The following is an 18,606-nucleotide window of genomic DNA, read 5'->3' on the forward strand; positions in this document are numbered from 1 at the left end:
AGCAGGCCAAAGGCGTACACTACCGGCCCTTCGCTTCAACGTCGAAATTCGTTCGGAATTCGTATCCGCGTCCAGGCCGGTTCCGTCCTCAGACACGCTCGGGAACAGGATTCCCCGCCGCCTCCACCGCGCGCCGCACCGGCACCCTCGCGAGGAGCACGAAACCCAGTGCGAAGAACACCACCAACGAGATGATCGCGTCCCGGTAGCTGCCCGTGACCTGGTAGGTCAGCCCGAAGACCAGGGGTCCCATCCAGCTCAGACCGCGGTCGCTCATCTCGTACGCGGAGAAGTACTCGGCCTCCTTGCCCGCCGGCACCATGTGCGAGAACAGGGAACGCGACAGCGCCTGGCTGCCCCCGAGGACCAGCCCGATCATCGCGGCGAGCGCGAAGAACCACACCGGAGTCCGGGCCGGCAGGAAGTATCCGGCCGCCAGCGTCAGCGCCCACGCGGCGAGCGAACCGAGGATCGTCCGCTTGGCCCCGTACGAGCGGGCGAGGCGGCCCATCCCCAGCGCCCCCGCCACCGCCAGCACCTGGACCAGCAGCACCGCGACGATCAGCGTGGACTGCTCCAGCTCCAGCTCCTCCGAGCCGTAGACCGACGCCTGCGAGATGACCGTCTGCACCCCGTCGTTGTAGATCAGGTACGCCAGCAGGAAGGACAGGGTCAGCGGATAGCGCCGCATGTCCTTCAGCGTCGCGACGAGCTGCCGCCAGCCGCTCACCGCCGCGGCCCCGCCGCCCTCGCGGACCACGGCCCGGTCGCGCAGCCGGCGCAGCGGGACGATCGCGAAGGCCCCCCACCACAGGCCCGCCGACGCCAGGCAGATCCGTACCGCCGCGCCCTCGGAGAGCCCGAAGGAATCGTGGCCCTGGTAGAGCACCAGGTTCAGGACGAGCACCAGGGCGCCCGAGGTGTAGCCGAAGGCCCAGCCTCGCGAGGACACCGTGTCCCGCTCGTCCGGGGTGGCGATCTGCGGCAGGAACGCGTTGTAGAGCACCATCGAGACCGCCAGCGAGGCGTTCGCGACGATGAGCAGCAGCCCGCCCAGCAGGTAGCGGTCGCCGCCCAGGAAGAACATCCCGGCCGTCGCCGTCGCTCCCGTGTACGCGGCCGCCGCCAGCAGCGGCTTCTTGCGCCCGCTGCGGTCCGCCGCGGCCCCGGCCAGCGGCATGACCAGTACGGCCACGATCAGCGACGCCGAGACCGAGTACGCGAAGAAGGACCCGGCCCGCACCGGAATCCCCAGCGGGTGGACGTACCCCTCGGCGTCCGCGGCCGCCTTCGCGACCGCCGTCAGGTACGGCCCGAGGAACACGGTGAGCACGCTCGTCGAGTAGACCGAGCACGCGAAGTCGTAGAAGTACCAGCCGTGCTGTTCCCGCTTGCGCGCGGCGGCGGCTCTGCCGTCCTCCGCGCCGGATTCCGTTTCGCTGTCCGTCCGCTCGCTCATGAGCGCCCCCTCGCTGGTCCCCGTACCGCCCGGTCCGCAGGACCGGGCACGGGGACCAGCGGGCACGTCAGGCCCAGGCCCCCCGCCGGTCCAGAACCGTGCGCAAGATGTCGATCCGGTCGGTCATGATGCCATCGACACCCAGGTCCAGAAGCGCTTCCATGCGTTCCGGTTCGTTCACGGTCCAGACGTGCACCTGGAGTCCCCGCGCGTGCGCGGTGCGTACGAACCGGCCGTCGACCACCCGGATCCCCGCCTGGGTCTCCGGCACCTGCGCCGCGACCGCCCCCACCCGCAGGGCCGCCGGGATCGCGTACGAGCGCAGCCGCAGCCCCACCACCCCCCGCACCCCGTACGAGGTCGCCAGCCGCGGACCGGCGATCTTCTGCGCCCTCGCCACCCGGCTCTCCGAGAACGAGCCCACGCACACCCGGTCCCAGACCCCGGCGCGCGCGACCAGGTTGACCAGCGGGTGCAGCGCCGACTCGGCCTTCACGTCGATGTTCCAGCGGGCGTCCGGGAACTCCTCCAGCAGCTCCTCGAACAGCGGCAGCGGCTCCGTGCCCGCCACCCGGGCCTCCCGCACCCGCTTCCACGGCAGCTCGGCGATCCGCCCGTGCCCGTCCGTGACCCGGTCCAGGGTCGCGTCGTGGAAGGCGACGAGCTTGCCGTCGGCCGTCGCGTGCACGTCGGTCTCGAAGTACCGGTACCCGGCGGCGGCGGCCCGGCGGAAGGCGGCGGAGGTGTTCTCCAGCCCGTCCGCGGCCCCGCCCCGGTGGGCGAAGGGAATCGGAGCCGGGTGGTCCAGATACGGGTGGCGAAGGCGTACGTGAGTCACGGCCGCAGTATGCCCCCTGGATCCCCCGGGACGGCGGCAGCCACATGACCCGGCGGTGAACGGGCGGACCCACCTGGCCCGAATGGACCGCACCGTGACAGGCTGGGCCCGCGCAACCAATCCAATACCGGCCCCCGAACCCGCCCGACGGGGCCAATCCGACGAAGGTGGACCCGACGCCATGGCTCAGTGGACCTCAGCGGTCGGTGCCGCGCAGCTCGCCCGGCTCATCGGTTCGCAGCAGGAACGCCCCGGTGCGCCCGGAGCCCGCAAGCTGCCCGCGTACCGCGTCCTGGCCGACGGCATCCGCCTGCTCGTCCTCGAAGGGCGCGTCCCCGTCGCGGCCCGGCTGCCCGCCGAACGGGAGCTGGCCGTCGCCCTCTCCCTCAGCCGGACCACCGTCGCCGCCGCCTACGAGGCCCTGCGCGGGGAGGGCTTCCTGGAATCCCGCCGCGGCGCGGGCAGCTGGACCTCCGTACCGGCCGGGAACCCCCTGCCGGCCCGCGGCCTGGAACCGCTGCCGCCCGAATCCCTCGGCTCCATGATCGACCTCGGCTGCGCCGCGCTCCCCGCCCCCGAGCCCTGGCTCACCAAGGCCGTCCAGGGCGCCCTGGAGGAACTCCCGCCCTACGCGCACACCCACGGGGACTACCCGGCCGGGCTGCCCGCGCTGCGCCGGATGCTCGCCGACCGCTACACCGAGCGCGGCATCCCGACCATGCCCGAGCAGATCATGGTCACCACCGGGGCCATGGGCGCCATCGACGCCATCTGCAGCCTCTTCGCCGGCCGGGGCGAGCGGATCGCCGTCGAGTCCCCCTCCTACGCCAACATCCTCCAGCTGATGCGCGCCGCCGGGGTCCGCCTCGTGCCCGTCGCCATGGCCGAAGGCCTGACCGGCTGGGACATGGACGTCTGGCGGCAGGTCCTGCGGGACTCCGCCCCGCGCCTGGCCTACGTGGTCGCCGACTTCCACAACCCGACCGGAGCCCTCGCCTCCGACGACCAGCGGCGGGCGATGGTCGAGGCCGCCCGTTCCGCCGGGACCGTCCTGATCGCCGACGAGACCATGGCCGAGCTCCAGCTGGACCCGGACCTGGCCATGCCCCGCCCGGTCTGCTCCTTCGACCCCGCCGGCAGCACGGTCGTCACCGTCGGCTCCGCCAGCAAGGCCTTCTGGGCGGGCATGCGGATCGGCTGGGTCCGCGCGGCCCCCGACGTCATCCGCAGCCTCGTCGCGGCGCGCGCCTACGCCGACCTCGGCACCCCCGTGCTGGAGCAGCTCGCGGTGAACTGGCTGATGCGGACCGGGGGCTGGGAGGAGGCCGTCGGCATCCGCCGGGACCAGGCCCGGGACAACCGGGACGCGCTGGTCGCCGCGGTGCGCCGGGAACTGCCGGACTGGGAGTTCGAGGTTCCGCGGGGCGGGCTGACCCTGTGGGCCCGCGCCGGGGGGCTGTCCGGGTCCCGGCTGGCCGAGGTGGGGGAGCGGGTCGGGGTCCGCGTGCCCTCGGGCCCCCGGTTCGGGGTGGACGGCGCCTTCGAGGGCTATGTCCGGCTGCCGTTCACGGTGGGCGGCCCGGTCGCCGACGAGGCCGCCGCCCGGCTCGCGGCGGCGGCCCGCCTCGTCGGCACGGGCGCCGGCGGGGGCGGCGCGGAACCGCCCCGCACGTTCGTGGCCTGACCCGGGGTCACCTCACGTCGGGGGTCACGGCGCGTCGGCCGGGACCTCCGGACTCTCCGGGGCGTCGATCGACGGCCCCTGGGCCTGCTCCGGGGGCTGCGTCCGCAATGGCCTGGACGGGACGGCGTGGCCCTCCGCCCCGCCCGCGCCGGAGGGGCCCGCGCCCTGGCGCTCGGGCAGCAGCTCCAGCACCGCCTGCCGGTACGCCGGGTGCGTGGCGTCGTCGTACGGGTCCGGCGTCGCCGGTACCTGGAGCCGGTGCACGGGTCCCACGCCCAGCCGCGCGTACCCGCGCCCCGGCGGGACCTGCGCGGTGGGGGTGGTGTGCGGCGGCAGGCCCAGTACGTCGGTGATCTGCTGGACCGGCGCCGGCCCGAGGACGACCCGGGCACGGGTGTGCTGCCACACGGCGTCGTTCAGGAGCTCCAGGTGCTCGAACTGCTCGGCGACCACCACCGTGATGTGCGCGGCGCGGCCGTGCCGCAGCGGTACCTGGAGCTGCGCGAGCGGGTCCGGCCTGCCGTCGGCGGCCGCGAGGTGCGCCAGTACGCTCGGCCGGTCCAGCAGGATCCACAGCGGACGCCGGGTGTCCTCCGGCGCGGGCCAGCCGGCCTCGCGGGCCCGGTGGGTGGCGATCAGGCGCCGTTCGGTCTCCTGGGCCGCCCACTCCAGAGTGGCCAGGGCTCCGGTCGGGCCGCACTCGACGGCGAGTACGCCCTTGCGCCCCGACAGGCAGGAGTACTCGCCGCTGCCGCCGCCCTCCACGACGAGGACGTCCCCGTCGTGGCGCAGGGCCTGGAGGGCGATCGAGCGCAGGAGGCTGGAGGTGCCGCTGCCGGGCGTGCCGACGGCCAGCAGGTGGGGTTCGGTGGAGCGGGGGCCGGTCCGCCAGATCACGGGCGGCACGTCGCGGGGCTCGTCCCCCTCCACGACGGGCAGGGTGCGCTGCACCCCGGTGGAGTCGGTGAAGCCGAGGACGGTCTCGCCCGGCGAGGTCACGAACGGCTGGGCGGCGATGCCCGTCGGCAGCGCGGCCAGCACGCTCAGGTCGAGCTGGTTGCCCTCCTCGTCCCAGTCGAAGAGGTACTCCCGCCCGCGCCCGGACTTGGCGTGCAGCAGGGCCTCGATCCGGGCCCGCGAGGCGGCCTCGCCGTCGGTGAAGTAGGCCGGGTAGCGGATGCGGAGCCGGGTGACGCGGCCCGCCCCGTCGAACTCGTAGCCGCTGAAGGCCCCGTCCCAGTCCCCGCCGTGGGCGAAGAGCGGACTCGGGTCCTCCGGGATGGAGAAGTACGGCACGAGGGCTTCGTAGAGGGAGCCGAGGCGTTCGGTCTCGGCGTCGCTGGGCCCGGACCTCGCGGGGGTGCGGTCGCGCCCCTGCCAGGCCGCCGCCGCCATGAGGGTGATCAGGGCGAGGAGGGGGCCGTAGGGGACGAGACCGACCACCAGTACGCAGGCGGCCCCCAGGAACAGCGCGGGACCACGCTTGTCCTTGGGGGTGTCGGCCCATTTGCGCCGCCCGGCCGAGGCCAGGACGCGCAGTCCGCGTCCGATGACGAGGAGCGGGTGGAGGACGTCCGTGGCGCCGTCGGCGGCCGTGCGAGCGAGGTCGCGGCCCCGTGCGAGCGACGCGGTGCCGCTGCTGAGGATTCGGGGGAGTGGGCGCCGTGCCACGGTCGTCTCCTGGAGTTGTGGGTCGTGCGGGACGGTGCGGTCGGGGCGGGCGGCCGTTAGAGCTTGATCCCGCCGAGAAGGCTCGCGAGGCTCGCCGTACTCGCCGTGATGCTCGGCGCGATGGCGGAACCCGCGAGGAAGAAGCCGAAGAGCGCGCAGACGAACGCGTGCGTCAGCTTCATCCCGTCCTTCTTGAAGAAGAGGAAGCAGATGATGCCGAGCAGGACGACACCTGAGATGGACAGGACCATGAGAAGTTCTCCTGGTGGGTGGGGACGGTCACCATCAGTTCTTCCAGGCTCACAGCAAGTATCAATGCGACAAAAGGTGCATACGGGTGAATCTTGCTGTTTTTCACTTGACCGGCCGCTCCCGGCTGGCGCGCCCGCCCCGGAGGGTGTCGGCCCGATCCTTGCCTCGGGCCGCCCCCGTCATGTCCAGGATCGGGCGCTACCCTGGCGATTCACCCGTACGGACGCAGCGCCGTGCATCCCCCTGCCCCCGCGGCCTGGGGAAACTCTTGCCAGCAAAGCAGCGAGTGGAAGGCGGTACGACCGATGAGCGAGCACCAGGACGCCCCCGACGAGGACGTCATCGAACTGGCCACCAAGATCTTCGACCTCGCCCGTCAGGGTGAGACCGAAACGCTGACCGCGTACCTCGACGCCGGGGTCCCCGCGAACCTCACCAACGACCGCGGCGACACCCTCGTCATGCTCGCCGCCTACCACGGGCACGCCGAGGCCGTCACCGCCCTCCTCGCCCGCGGGGCCGAAGCCGACCGCGCCAACGACCGCGGCCAGACCCCGCTCGCGGGCGCCGTCTTCAAGGGCGAGGAAGCCGTCATCCGCGCGCTGCTCGCCGGCGGGGCCGACCCGAACGCCGGAACCCCCTCCGCCGTGGACACGGCCCGCATGTTCGCCAAGGCCGACCTGCTGGAACTCTTCGGAGCAAAGTAATCCGCTTCCGACCCCGTCCCGGCCCCGCCAGGACGGGCCCGTGACCTCACGGCTTGGTCACGGCGGCCTTAAATGTGGTCGCGGCACACAAACCGCCTGGGTCATCATGGCGTCGGATTCGATTCGCGGACATGACGGACGGGCAGGAGCGGGCTGGACACAACAGGTGTTCACACCCACCCCTGCCGCACCGGCCGCCACGGTCGCGAAGCACCGACGAGAGTGAGAAGGCAATGGTCTACATCGAGCGGAACCTGACGGCGAACGTCCTCACATGCTGTTACGCGGCCCTGTGAATCCCGATTCCCGGTTGCGTCCCCAGCTTGATTTGAGGCCATTCCCATGTTCGAACCAGTCATAGCGCCGAGCGGCACCCTGCTCGGGCTCCTCCAGCGGGGCCGCGGCGACGGCACGCTGCACGCCCTCGCGGCGCCCCGGCCCGAGGCCCTCGCGGCCCTGGACCAGTGCGTGCTCCGCGATCCGCGCCAGGACTGGCAGGTCGAGAACCGCTCCCTGTACTACGCCCGCCTGTACCTGGACCTCGACGGCCCCCTCGGCGAGATCGAGGCCCACCTCTTCGGCGCCGACGACCTCGTCGACGAAGAGGACCACCGGACCGGCCTCGCCCTGTCCGTCCTCGGCCACCTGGCCTCCTACGGACGCGACGACGCCCTGATGCTGCTGCGCCGCTACGCGGCCTCCGGCGCGAACTGGGCCTGGGCCCTCGACGAACTCGCCCTGCGCGACGACGACGAAGGCCTGCGCTCCCTCGCCGCACCCGTACTGGCCCGCTTCCCCACCACCACCGAGGGCGAGGCGCGGCTGGCCGCCGCCGTGCGCGACGCCTACGAGCCCCGCCCCTGGTGCCTGTGGGAGGAGCTGCCCGCCTACGGGGAGCGCCTGCGCGCCGCCCGGCAGCAGGGCTCCTTCGACCGCTGGCAGCGCCAGATGACCCCCAGCGGCCCCCGGCCCGGCTGGGGAGTCCAGGCCGTCTTCGACTGGGCCGCCGACGGGCTGAGCCGCGGCACCCCGCTGCACGTGCCCGCCGCCCGCTGCCTCGCCGCCGTCGCCGCGCCCGAGGACCGTTCCGCCATCCTCGCGGCCGCCGCCGGAGCTTCCGGCGAGGCCGCCCGCGCCACCGCGCTGCACCACCTGGTCCTCGCCGAACCGGAGAACCCGGCCGTCCTGGACCTCATCGAAGCCGCCGGGGACGAGCCCGCCGTAGCCGCCTACGAGCGCATGTGCGGGCCCGCCGCCCTCGACCGGGCCCGCCACTGGGTCCACCGCCCCGACGCCCTCGGAGCGGCCGCCGCGGCCCTCCTCGCGGCACGGGGCGGCCCCGAGGACGCCGCACTCGTCCTCGGAGCCCTCCGCTCCACCGTCCGCGCGTCGGGCCCCGACACCGTGCGGCTCTTCGCCCTCGTCGACGGCGCCGGCCGGCTGTCCATCGGCTGCGCGGCCCCGGTGCTGCGCCACATCTACCGCGAGACGGCCTCCTCCCACCTGCGGGGCCGCACCGCCCGGGCCCTGGCCAGCACGGACCCGACCTTCGCGGCCGGCTTCGCCGTCGAATGCCTCTGGGACTGCGAGGAGACCACCCGCGAGGTGGCCGCCCGCCACGCCGAGACGGCCGACGCCCGCGTGACCCCCCGGCTGCGCCGCCTGGCGACGGACCCGGCGGAAGAGGAAGACGTCCAGTCGGCGGTCCGCAGCCGCATCGCACCGGAGTCGGCGGTGTAGGACCGGGAGGCCGAAGGGGCGGCCGGGGGCACCGGCCGCCCCCGGCCGCGCCCCTCAGCTCCCGCGGACCCCCACGAACCGCACCCGGGTTCCCGGGCGGGCCTGGGCGGCCGCGTCCAGCGGCGGGCCCTGCGGCACGACTCCGACCACCGGATAGCCGCCGGTCACCGGATGATCGGCCAGGAACACCACCGGCAGGCCGTCCGGCGGGACCTGGACCGCCCCGAGCACCATGCCCTCGCTCGGCAGCTCCCCCGCCCGGCCGCGGGCCAGCGGGGGGCCGGCCTCGGTGCGCAGGCCGATCCGGTTCGACGCCGCCGACACCCGGTAGGCCGAAGCCAGCAGCGCCGCCAGGGACGCCGCCGTGAACCAGTCGGCCCTCGGCCCCCACCGCAGCGGCAGGACCAGTTCGGCCGGCGGTCCCGGCACCCGCAGGGCGTCCGCCCCGCGGACCGGATCCGGCCCGGGGGCGCCCACCGGGAGCACCGTCCCGGCCGTCAGGACCGGCGGGCCCAGCCCCGACAGCAGGTCCGTCGAACGGCTGCCCAGCACCGGCGGGACGGCGAACCCTCCCCGCACCGCGACGTAGCAGCGCAGCCCCGGCTCCGCCCGGCCGACGTCCAGCTCCGCACCCGCGCGCAGCCGCAGCGGCGCACCCCAGGCCGCCGGGCGCCCGGAGATCCGTACGGCGCAGGGAGCGCCCGTCACCGCGACCGTCACCGGGGTCAGGGCGCGCAGGGCGACCCCGTCGAGGGTGGTCTCCAGGACCGCCGCGCCGGGCGGGTTGCCCAGCAGCCGGTTGGCCAGGGCGCGCGCCCCCGAGTCGAGGGCGCCGGACCGGGGCACCCCGAGGTGGGCGTACCCGGGGCGGCCGAGGTCCTGGACGGTGGTCAGCGCCCCCGGCCGCAGCACCAGGAGCCCGCTCACGCCCCCGCCTCCGTGAACCGCACCCGTACCCCGGGCGCGAAGAGCGCCGCCGGTTCCCGCGCGGGGTCCCACAGGACCGCGTCGGCCGAACCGATCAACTGCCAGCCGCCGGGGGAGGAGCGGGGGTAGACGCCCGCGTACTCCCCGGCCAGCGCGAGCGAGCCCGCCGGGACGGCCGTGCGGGGCGTGGCGCGCCGGGGCAGGTGCAGGTGCCCGGGCAGTCCGGTGAGGTAGCCGAAGCCGGGTGCGAACCCGCAGAACGCCACCCGGAAGACGATCCCGCCGACCAGCTCCGCGACCTCGCCCGGCGCCACCCCCCAGGCGTCGGCGACCTCCGCCAGGTCGGGGCCGTCGTAGCGGACCGGGACGGTGACCAGGGGCCCCTCGGTCTCCGCCAGCGGCGGCACCTCCCAGCGGGCGATGCGCGCGGCCAGCGGCCCGGGCTCCCGTACGCCGTCCAGCAGCACGGTCCGGGCGGCGGGCACCACCTCCCGCACGCCGTCCAGCTCGCCCGCGTCCCGGCGGCGCAGCACCTCGGCGTGCAGCGCGGCCACCTCGGCGGCCGATCCCACCTCGATCAGCAGCCCCTCGGCCCCCACCGGGAGCACGCGCACCGTCATGCGAACGCCTCCACCCGCACCCCGGCGCCGCCCAGGGCCGCGCGGACCCTGCGGGCCAGCTCCGCGGCCCCGGGGGTGTCGCCGTGCAGGCACAGGGAGCGGGCGGCCACCACCACCGGAGTGCCGTCGGCGGCCGTGACGGCGCCCTCGGCGGCCATCCGAACGGCCCGTGCGACCACCGCGTCCGGGTCGTGGAGCACCGCGCCCGGCTCGCCGCGCGGGAGCAGCGTCCCGAGGGCCGTGTAGGCGCGGTCGGCGAAGGCCTCCGGTACGGCCCCCAGTCCGGCCTCCTCGGCGGCGGCCAGCAGCAGCGACCCGGGCAGGCCGAGCACCGGCAGGCCCGCGGCCCCGGCGGCGAGGCGGACCCCGGCGACGACCGCGCCGGCCTGGCCCGCGTCGTGGACGGTGCGGTTGTACAGGGCGCCGTGCGGTTTCACGTAGGACACCCGGGAGCCGGCCGCCCGCGCGAAGACCTCCAGCGCCCCGATCTGGTAGGCCACCTCGTCCGCCAGCTCGCCGGGCGGCACGTCCATCGCCCGCCGACCGAAGCCCGCCAGGTCGCGGTAGGAGACCTGCGCGCCGATCCGTACGCCCCGCTCGGCGGCCAGCTCACAGACCCGGCGCATGATCGACGGATCGCCCGCGTGGAACCCGCAGGCCACGTTGGCGCTCGTCACCACCGACAGCAGGGCCTCGTCGTCGGTCAGCGTCCACCTCCCGAAGCCCTCGCCGAGGTCGGCGTTGAGGTCGATCGCGGCCGCGGGGGATGTGATCATGGAAGCCATGCGGCGAGCGTAGAACAGCGCACCCCCGGCGTTCCACGGTGCCGGGGACGATCCGGCCGAACCATGCCGTTTGGGATGTTGTCCGTTCCACCGCCTAGTCTTTCCGTCGTGACTCTCCCCGCCCCGGCGAAGACCCTTCCGTCCCCGGCGCCGGGCCCGGCCGCCGACGAGGGCCTGGCCCGGCGGCTGCGCGCCCTCGCCTGCACCGCCCCGCTCCACGACCTCGACGTGCGCAAGGCCAATCTGGCCGGCGAGTACGGGGTCTACGCGATGGCGGAGGTCGCGCTGTCCGCGATCGACCTGGTCACGCTCAACATGGACTTCGACACGGGCGCGGACCACGAGCAGATAGTGGCCAGGCTGCTGCCGCGCGTCGCCGCCCAGGCGCCGTCCCGCCCGGCGGCCGAGCACGAGCGCGTCGCCCGCTGGGTGCTGGAGAACCTGATCAACGTCGGCAGCGTCGACCGCGGCTTCCGCGCGATCTACGGCACCTTCGGCCCCGACGGGGTATACGTCCGCCGCGACTACGACTTCAAGCTGATCGAGGAGGTCCCCGGCTACGGCGGCGCGGTGTACCTGCGGACCACGGACGAGGCGGTCAACGTCCTGGTCGGCGCCCTCGACACCGATGTCACCAGCGCGCAGATCGCCGCCGAGGTCAAGCTGGAGGTGCTGATCAGCCGCGGCCGTCTCGCCGACGCCCAGCTGGCCGCCGAGCAGGCCCGCTACCGCACCGTCCAGTACGCGGAGACCCTGCGCCGCACGCTCGACGCGACGCGGCGCAACGTCCGCGCCGTGGACTGGCTCCAGGCCGTCCCCGACATGATCGCCGAGGCCCTCGACCACGTGGCCGACCGCTACCGCCACGAGAACGCGATCCTCACCAACATCCGCAAGGCCCGCGACGAGGCCGAGGACCCCGACAACAAGCGGCGCGCCGCCGAGCTGGTCGACATCGTCAAGGACTGCATCCGCCGCCACACCCAGCTCCAGTCCCGGCTGCTGGACGCCGGCCCGCTGTTCCGCGCCGAGCAGGACCGGCAGGCGTTCGCCGCCCCCGCGCCCCGGTCGGGGATCGACCTGTACGGCCAGCTCGTGGCCCCGCTGCTGCCCCTGCCCCTCGAACACGCCGTCCGGGTCACCGACGCCTTCTTCGCGGCGGGCACCGGCCTGCGCACGCCCGTCTCCGTCCGGGTCGCCGACCTCGTCGAGATCCTGCTGACCCCGCCCCTGGAGCGGGAGCACCTCGGCGTGGAGATGCCGGAGCCCGACCTCATCGCGACCCCGGACGACAGCCGCTTCAGCGAGGAGCAGCTCGCCGCCGCGACCCGGCTCCTGGACCTCCCGCACGACGCCCCGCGCCGGCTGTCCGGGCTCCTGGCCGAGGCCCGCCGCGGCGACCCGGACCTGCCGTACCTCGTGGCGCTGCTGGCCGTGCACGCGGCGAGCCCGGCCGTGGGCACGGCGTACCGGCAGGGCGAGGAGCGGCTGCTGTTCGCCGTGGACGACGGAACCCAGCTGGAGGACCCGGAGTTCGGGGGCGCCGACCTGATCGTCGGCACCGCCCTGCTGGACGCCGCCGGCATGGCGGCGGCCCGCTCGGAGGCGTCATGACCGCCCGCCCCGGGCCGCACCCCGGCCCGGCCGGCCCCGCGACGGTGCCGGCCCCGCACGGGGGAACGCCCCCCGCGGCCACCGCACCACCCCGACCCCACCGCACCGCCGAGGAGACCCACCCGTGAGCGACCACCACGCCGAGCACCCCGCGTGGACCGAGCCCGACGCGGCGTCGGCTCCCGCCCCGGCCGTCTCCTCCGGGGCCGGGGCCCTCACCCCCGCCGACGCCGCGGACGCGGCCCGCCTCGTCGCCTTCGGACTCCAGCCGAAGCTGCTCCCCGCCCGCGACGCCGAGTACGCGGAACTGCTGCGCCGCTACCGCGAGGACCCCGGCTTCGGCCGCCTCGCCGACGCCGTCGCCACCGGGCTGGGCCTCGTCGTCCTGGAGGTGTCCCCGCGCGCCGGCATGGCCGTCACCGCCGGGGAGGACTCCGTCTTCGCCGTCCGCATGGGCGACTATGCCCGCCGCACCGCCGCCGACGGCGGGGACCGCTTCCTCCACGGCCTCGCCCACCTCGCCGTCGCCGCCCTCGCCTTCCCGCGCCCCGAGGACCTGGCCGACGACGGCTACATCGGCCGCGTCACCGTCAACGGGGTCGACTCCTTCGTCCGGCAGACCTGCCGCCGCCTGGAGGAGCGTGCCGCGGAGCTCGGCGAGAACACCGACCCGGCCTCCGACACCCCCGGCCTGGAGGCCGCCTGGCGCGTCTACACCCGCCGCAGCGCCACCGGAGCCACCAAGGACGCCCGCCGCCTCGCCGGTTCCACCACCGGCATCGTCGGCAAGGCCGCCGCCTTCCTCACCGAATCGGGCTTCCTCCAGCGCACCGGCGACGATTCCGGCGGCACCTACCGCACCACCCCCCGCTACCAGCTCCAGGTCCGCGACATGGCGGGCAGCGCGGCCATGGCCGAGCTCCTGGAACTCGGCGTGGTCCCCGTCAGCGACGGCTCCGCCAGCCTCCTGCCGCCGCCCGAGGGCGACGACCTGGAACTCGCGGCCGACGCCGGGCTCCCCTTCCACGCCTGAGTCCTGATCCCCGTACGCCCCGCCTCACCCAGACACCACGAGAGTCCGCCGCCATGTACGAGCTGTCCCGGATCCGCCTCTACTCCATCGGGCCCGCCGGCGCGCGCTACGCCGACACCGTGCTCGACCTGCGCGGAGTCGGCGAGCCGGTGCCCCACCCGGCGCCCGCGCAGGCGGAGTTCTTCGAGGACGAGCCCACCGGACCGCCCCGCCGCCCCGCACCCGCCGGCGTGCTGTTCCTGGAGAACGGCGGCGGCAAGTCCGTCCTGCTCAAGCTGATCTTCTCGGTGATGCTGCCCGGCCACCGCAACACCCTCGGCGGCGCCAGCTCCGGCGTCCTGCGCAAGTTCCTGCTCGCCGACGACTGCGGCCACGTCGCCCTGGAGTGGCAGCACACCCAGACCGGCGAGTGCGTCGTCGTCGGCAAGGCCAGCGAATGGCGCGGCCGCCAGGTGTCCAACGACCCCCGCAAGTTCGCCGAGGCCTGGTACTCCTTCCGCCCCGGCCCGGGCCTGAGCCTGGACAACCTGCCCGTCGCCGAGGCCACCTCCGTACGCCCGCCCGTCGAGGGCGTCTCCGGCGCCCGGGGCCGCCGACGCACGATGAAGGGCTTCCGCGACGCCCTCACCGACGCCGGCAAGGCGTACCCGCACCTCGACGTGTACTGGGAGGAGATCCACGACCGCTGGAACGAGCACCTCACCGAGGTCGGCCTCGACCCCGAACTCTTCCGCTACCAGCGCGAGATGAACGCCGACGAGGGCGAGGCCGCCGGCCTCTTCGCGGTCAAGAAGGACTCCGACTTCACCGACCTGCTGCTGCGGGCCGTCACCGACACCCGCGACACGGACGGCCTCGCCGACCTGGTCCACGGCTTCGGCAACAAGCTGGGCCGCCGCGCCGAGCTGATGGCCGAACGCGACTTCACCGCGGGCTCCGTGGACCTCCTCACCCGCATCGTCGAGGCCGCCGCGACCCGCTCCCGGCTCCGCGACGTCCACGCGGGCGCCGAACGCCGTACGCGCACCCTCGCCCGGCGCCTGTCCGCCCGCGCCGCCGGGGAACGGGTCCGCGCCGCCGACCTCGCCCAGCGGGTCACCGGCGCCGCCCACGAGGTCACCGCCGCCGAGTCCGCGCGCACCCGCAGCGCCGCCGTCGCCGCCGAACTCGCCTACCGGCACGCCTCGCTGGCCCTGACCGTCGCCGACAAGGCCGCCGCCGCCCAGCGCCGCGAGCTCCTCGAAGCCCGCACCCTGCACTCCGCCTGGCAGGCCGCCGAAACCGTCCTGCGCCACCGCGCCGCCGCCGACCGCTCCACCCGGGTCGCCGCCGCGATCCTGGAGGCCGAACGGGACGCCGCCCCGGCGCTCGCCGCCCGCGCCACGGCCGCCGCCGCCCTGGTACGCGCCCTGCACACCGCCGCCGAGCACGGCGAGCGCGCCGCCAACGAGGAGGAGGAGCGTTCCGCCGAGCTCCAGACCCTCGGCGAGGGCGCCCACCGCGACGCCACCTCCGCCGCTACGGCCGCCCAGCGCGCCCGCAGCGAGGCCGAACACCTGCGGGCCCGCCTCGCCGAGGTCCAGCAGGAGACCGCCGAGGCCGTCCGGGCCGGCTGGCTCGACGACTCCGCGCCCGACGCCGACCCGGCGCGCGCCGCCCTCGCCGCCAGCGACGCCGAGAAGACCGCCGTCGCCGCCTGGGACGAGGCCCGGGACGCAGCCCGCGGCGCGGCCGACGCCGCCCGCGAAGCCGCCGCCGCCGAATCCCGCGCCGAACTCACCGCCGCCCGGGCCGCGGACGCCGCCGACGCGGCCGAAGCCGCCCACGAGGCGGAGTCCCGCGCCGCCGCCTCCCTCGCGGCCTCGCCCCGCCTGGCCGCCCTGCTGGGCCTGCCGTCCGCCCCGGACGCCTCCGTCCCCCCGCCGCGCACCGGCGACTCCACCGGCGCCGTCGCGGCCGTCGCCGGACACGCCGCCGCGGGCACGGAACGCCGTACGCAGGGCGGGGACTCCGGCAGCGGCGCTCCGGCGGCCGCCCCCGGCGCCCACCCCGGCCGCACGGCGGCCCCCGGCGGGCTCACCACCGCCGACCTCGACCGGGGCTCCGACGAACTGCTCCGGATGCTGGCCGACACCGTCGGCTCGGCCGAACGCCAGCTGTTCGAGCTGCGCACGGCCGCCGCCGACGACTCCCGCATCCTCGGCGCGCTCGGCGACGGCGGCCTCCTGCCGCCCGGCCCCGACGTCCTCGCCACCGTCGAGTACCTCGGCGAGCACGGCATCCCCGCCCTCCCCGGCTGGCGCTACCTCGCCCAGTCCGTGGACCCCGCCGACCACGCGGCCGTCCTCGCCGCCCGCCCCGAACTCGTCGACGGCGTCGTCATCACCGACCCCGACACGCACTCCCGCGCCCGCGAGGTCCTCACCGGCGCCGCCCTGCTGCCCCGCTCCACCGTGGCCGTCGGCACCGCCGCGGCCCTGCTCGCCCCCGTCCCGCCTGCCTCCGGCGCCCCCGGCGACACCGGCGTCTTCCTCGTGCCGCCGAACCCGGCCATGCACGACGAGCACGCCGCCGACGAGGAACGCCAGGCCCTGCGCGAGCGGGCCACCGCCCGCGACACCGAGATCCGCGAGCTCGCCGCCCGCCTCTCCGGGGACCGCGAGCTCGCGGCCCGCCTCACCTCCTGGCGCACCGGCTGCCCGCCCGGCCGGCTCGCCGAGCTCGCGCAGCAGGCCGCCGCCGCCCGGACGTTCGCCGAGGAAGCCGACGCCGAACTCGCGGAGGCCCGTACCGTACGCGCCGAGGCCGACGAGGCCGCCGCCGACGCCGCACGCGTGCGCGACGAGCGCCAGGACACCGCCCAGCGCGCCCGCCGCACGGCCGACCTGCTCTCCGGCCTCGCCCACCGCCTGCGCGAGCGCTCCGGCTGGCAGGCCCGCCTGCGCGTACTCGCCGACGAGGCCGCCGAGTCCGAAGCCCGCGCCGAGGTCTGCCTGGACCGGGCCCGCTCCGCCGACGAGGACCGCCGCGCCGCCCAGCGCGCCGCCGACGACGCCCGCCGCACCGCCCGCGCGCTGCGCGCCGAGCGCGCCGAGATCGCCGGTGCCCCCGAACCCCTGCCCGAGGAGCGGCCCGACGCCCCGAAGGTCCCGCTGCCCGAACTCCGCGAGGCCTACCGCGCCGCCTCCCGCCTGTACGAGAAGGTCGGCGTCGGCGCCGACCTGCGGGCCGAACAGGCCCGCGCCGAAAGCGACGAGAGCGCCGCACTCGCCGAACTCGACCGCCTCACCAACAAGGTCCGCACCCGCGCCGCCCAGCTCCTCGAAGGGACCGACGGCGCCGACGGCCCCTCCCGGCAGGCCGCGGCCGCCCGCGCCGAGGCCCTCGTACAGATGCTGGAGACGCGCGCGTCCACCGCGAGCGAGCAGCTCGGCCGGCTGCGCGGCGAGGCCGAACGGCACGCCCCCGCCGACGGCGAGGCCCACACCGAGCTGCCCGAGGAACTGGTGCCGGCCGACGTCGAACAGGCCCAGGGCCTGCTCCGCACCGCGACCGCCCAGCTCGCCGCCCACAGCGCCGCCGTCGAGAGCGCCCGCGCCGCCCACGCGGACCTGCTGCGCTCCCACCGCGCCGCCGAGGACGGCGCCGGCGGCTTCGACGAGACCGCCGCCCTGCTGCGGGACCTCCTGCGCGACCACACCCACCCGGACGACGAGCAGGAACCCGTGCCCCACCCGGGCACCCTGGAGGAGGCCCGGCAGTCCGCCGCCGAAGCCCGCCGCTCCCTGCGCGCCTGCTCCGCGGACCTGTCGGCCGCCGAGGCCGCCGTCCGCGAGGCGAGCGACGTCCTCGTCCGCCACGCCAACGCCAACCGCTACGAGCAGGTACGCACCCCCGCCCGCCAGCAGATCCGCGAACTGCCCGCCTCCGCCCTGCCGGAGCACGCCGCCGCCTGGGCCACCGCCTTCGCGCCCCGGCTGCGCGTCCTCACCGACGAACTCGCCCAGCTGGAACGCAACCGGGACAGCATCGTCGACCGCCTGCGCGGCCTCGTGGAGTCCGCTCTGGCGACCCTGCGCTCCGCGCAGCGCCTCTCCCAGCTGCCCGAGGGCCTGGGGGAGTGGTCCGGCCAGGAGTTCCTGCGGATCCGCTTCGAGGAACCCGACCAGGCCGTCCTCACCGAACGCCTCGGCGAGGTCATCGACGAGGCCACCCGCGCCGCCGTCAAGAAGAACAGCACCGCCTCCTTCGGCGAGGGCGGCCGCCGCGACGGCATGTCCCTGCTGCTGCGCGGCGTCCAGGCGGCGCTGGAGCCCAAGGGCATCGCCGTGGAGATCCTCAAGCCGGACGCGGTCCTGCGCGCCGAGCGGGTCCCCGTCGGCCAGATGGGCGACGTGTTCTCCGGCGGCCAGCTGCTCACCGCCGCGATCGCCCTGTACTGCACGATGGCGGCGCTGCGCAGCAACGACCGCGGCCGCGACAAGCACCGCCACGCGGGCACGCTGTTCCTCGACAACCCCATCGGGCGGGCGAACGCCACGTACCTGCTGGAGCTCCAGCGGGCCGTCTCCGACGCCCTCGGCGTCCAGCTGCTCTACACCACGGGCCTCTTCGACACCACGGCCCTGGCCGAGTTCCCGCTGGTCATCCGGCTGCGCAACGACGCCGACCTGAGGGCGGGCCTGAAGTACATCAGCGTCGAGGAACACCTGCGCCCGGGCCTGCCCCAGCAGTCCCCGGACGAGGAGACGATCCACGGCGAGATCACGGCGACCCGCATGTTCCGCCGCAGCGGCACGTCCTGACGCCCGGGACGCCCTGCCGCCCGGGCCCGTCCCCGCCTACCGCGTACGCGGTACGGGGGCCGGGCCCCGGGCCGCCTCGCCCCAGCCCCGCCCGGGGGAGGCCGCGCTGCTCGGCTCCGAGAGCACGCCGTGCCGCTGGTGCCACATCTGCCGGGTGATCCACACGTCCAGCACGGCCCAGGTGGCCACGACGGTCCCGGCTATCCCGCAGAGCACCATCGGGAAGGCCAGCCAGGAGCCGGTCAGCGCGAGGAAGAAGGTGATCGTGGCCTCGGTCAGGGTGACCGCCACGATCAGCACCGCCCGCACCGCGGAGTCCCGCACCGGATCCGGCATCCGGTGGCGCCGCGCCGGTTCCTCCAGCCACAGGCCCCGACCGGGCGCCTCGGTCGCCGCGCCGTCCTCTTCGTACATCCTCATGGTCCGCCCACTCCCCACCGCGCGGTCCGCCAAGCCTGCTCTCACGCCTGC

At 75.6% G+C, this 18,606-nt stretch carries 13 protein-coding genes and 1 pseudogene; 6 read left to right on the forward strand and 8 right to left on the reverse strand.

The window, feature by feature from the left end; all coding sequences use genetic code 11:
• Positions 1–88: 88 nt before the first annotated feature.
• The gene (locus ABZZ17_RS17515) at positions 89–1,459 is read right to left on the reverse strand and encodes an MFS transporter (RefSeq protein WP_356876855.1); all 1,371 of its coding nucleotides are present in this window, start codon (positions 1,457–1,459) and stop codon (positions 89–91) included.
• A gap of 67 nt (positions 1,460–1,526) precedes the next feature.
• Entirely contained in the window at positions 1,527–2,297 is a 771-nt protein-coding gene (locus ABZZ17_RS17520) for a glycerophosphodiester phosphodiesterase family protein (RefSeq protein WP_356876857.1), read from the reverse strand.
• A 181-nt stretch (positions 2,298–2,478) separates the two neighbouring features.
• On the opposite strand from ABZZ17_RS17520, the gene ABZZ17_RS17525 reads away from it, so the two are divergent.
• Positions 2,479–3,981 (forward strand): PLP-dependent aminotransferase family protein, encoded by a 1,503-nt coding sequence (locus ABZZ17_RS17525; protein ID WP_356876859.1) that lies wholly within the window; start codon positions 2,479–2,481, stop codon positions 3,979–3,981.
• Between the two features lie 24 nt (positions 3,982–4,005).
• Here ABZZ17_RS17525 and ABZZ17_RS17530 read toward each other — a convergent pair whose 3' ends face one another.
• Complete coding sequence (locus ABZZ17_RS17530) at positions 4,006–5,652, reverse strand: hypothetical protein (RefSeq protein WP_356876861.1); 1,647 nt, start codon at positions 5,650–5,652, stop codon at positions 4,006–4,008.
• Between the two features lie 56 nt (positions 5,653–5,708).
• Positions 5,709–5,903, reverse strand: coding sequence for a hypothetical protein (locus ABZZ17_RS17535; RefSeq protein ID WP_007262923.1), 195 nt, complete (start codon positions 5,901–5,903; stop codon positions 5,709–5,711).
• A gap of 306 nt (positions 5,904–6,209) precedes the next feature.
• Here ABZZ17_RS17535 and ABZZ17_RS17540 point away from each other — a divergent pair, with 306 nt between their 5' ends.
• Positions 6,210–6,611, forward strand: coding sequence for an ankyrin repeat domain-containing protein (locus ABZZ17_RS17540; RefSeq protein ID WP_356876863.1), 402 nt, complete (start codon positions 6,210–6,212; stop codon positions 6,609–6,611).
• A gap of 342 nt (positions 6,612–6,953) precedes the next feature.
• A complete protein-coding gene (locus tag ABZZ17_RS17545) occupies positions 6,954–8,351 on the forward strand; it encodes a HEAT repeat domain-containing protein (protein ID WP_356876864.1) in 1,398 nt (465 codons plus the stop codon).
• A gap of 54 nt (positions 8,352–8,405) precedes the next feature.
• Here ABZZ17_RS17545 and ABZZ17_RS17550 read toward each other — a convergent pair whose 3' ends face one another.
• Genes ABZZ17_RS17550 through ABZZ17_RS17560 form a run of 3 tightly spaced genes read right to left on the reverse strand, consistent with a single transcriptional unit; the run spans position 8,406 to position 10,674 of the window.
• Positions 8,406–9,278, reverse strand: a complete 873-nt coding sequence (locus ABZZ17_RS17550; RefSeq protein ID WP_356876866.1) for a biotin-dependent carboxyltransferase family protein — start codon at positions 9,276–9,278, stop codon at positions 8,406–8,408.
• Positions 9,275–9,898 carry an allophanate hydrolase subunit 1 gene (locus ABZZ17_RS17555; protein ID WP_356876868.1) on the reverse strand — a complete coding sequence of 208 codons (624 nt, stop codon included), beginning with the start codon at positions 9,896–9,898 and terminating at the stop codon, positions 9,275–9,277. The genes ABZZ17_RS17550 and ABZZ17_RS17555 overlap by 4 nt, the downstream gene beginning before the upstream one ends.
• A complete protein-coding gene (locus tag ABZZ17_RS17560; RefSeq protein ID WP_356876911.1) occupies positions 9,895–10,674 on the reverse strand; it encodes a 5-oxoprolinase subunit PxpA in 780 nt (259 codons plus the stop codon). The genes ABZZ17_RS17555 and ABZZ17_RS17560 overlap by 4 nt, the downstream gene beginning before the upstream one ends.
• A gap of 72 nt (positions 10,675–10,746) precedes the next feature.
• Here ABZZ17_RS17560 and ABZZ17_RS17565 point away from each other — a divergent pair, with 72 nt between their 5' ends.
• From ABZZ17_RS17565 to ABZZ17_RS17575, 3 genes are all read left to right on the forward strand, one after another.
• Entirely contained in the window at positions 10,747–12,297 is a 1,551-nt protein-coding gene (locus ABZZ17_RS17565) for a hypothetical protein (protein ID WP_356876870.1), read from the forward strand.
• A 124-nt stretch (positions 12,298–12,421) separates the two neighbouring features.
• Positions 12,422–13,330, forward strand: coding sequence for a hypothetical protein (locus ABZZ17_RS17570; protein WP_356876872.1), 909 nt, complete (start codon positions 12,422–12,424; stop codon positions 13,328–13,330).
• Positions 13,331–13,383: 53 nt separating this feature from the next.
• On the forward strand, positions 13,384–18,135 hold the full coding sequence (locus tag ABZZ17_RS17575; RefSeq protein WP_356876874.1) for a hypothetical protein: 4,752 nt from the start codon (positions 13,384–13,386) through the stop codon (positions 18,133–18,135).
• Between the two features lie 99 nt (positions 18,136–18,234).
• Here ABZZ17_RS17575 and ABZZ17_RS17580 read toward each other — a convergent pair.
• Positions 18,235–18,555, reverse strand: a pseudogene (locus ABZZ17_RS17580) (hypothetical protein); the annotation flags it as partial.
• Positions 18,556–18,606: the final 51 nt, after the last annotated feature.

Origin of the sequence: Streptomyces sp. NPDC006512 (genome assembly GCF_040611935.1) — a bacterium.
GTDB lineage: Bacteria > Actinomycetota > Actinomycetes > Streptomycetales > Streptomycetaceae > Streptomyces.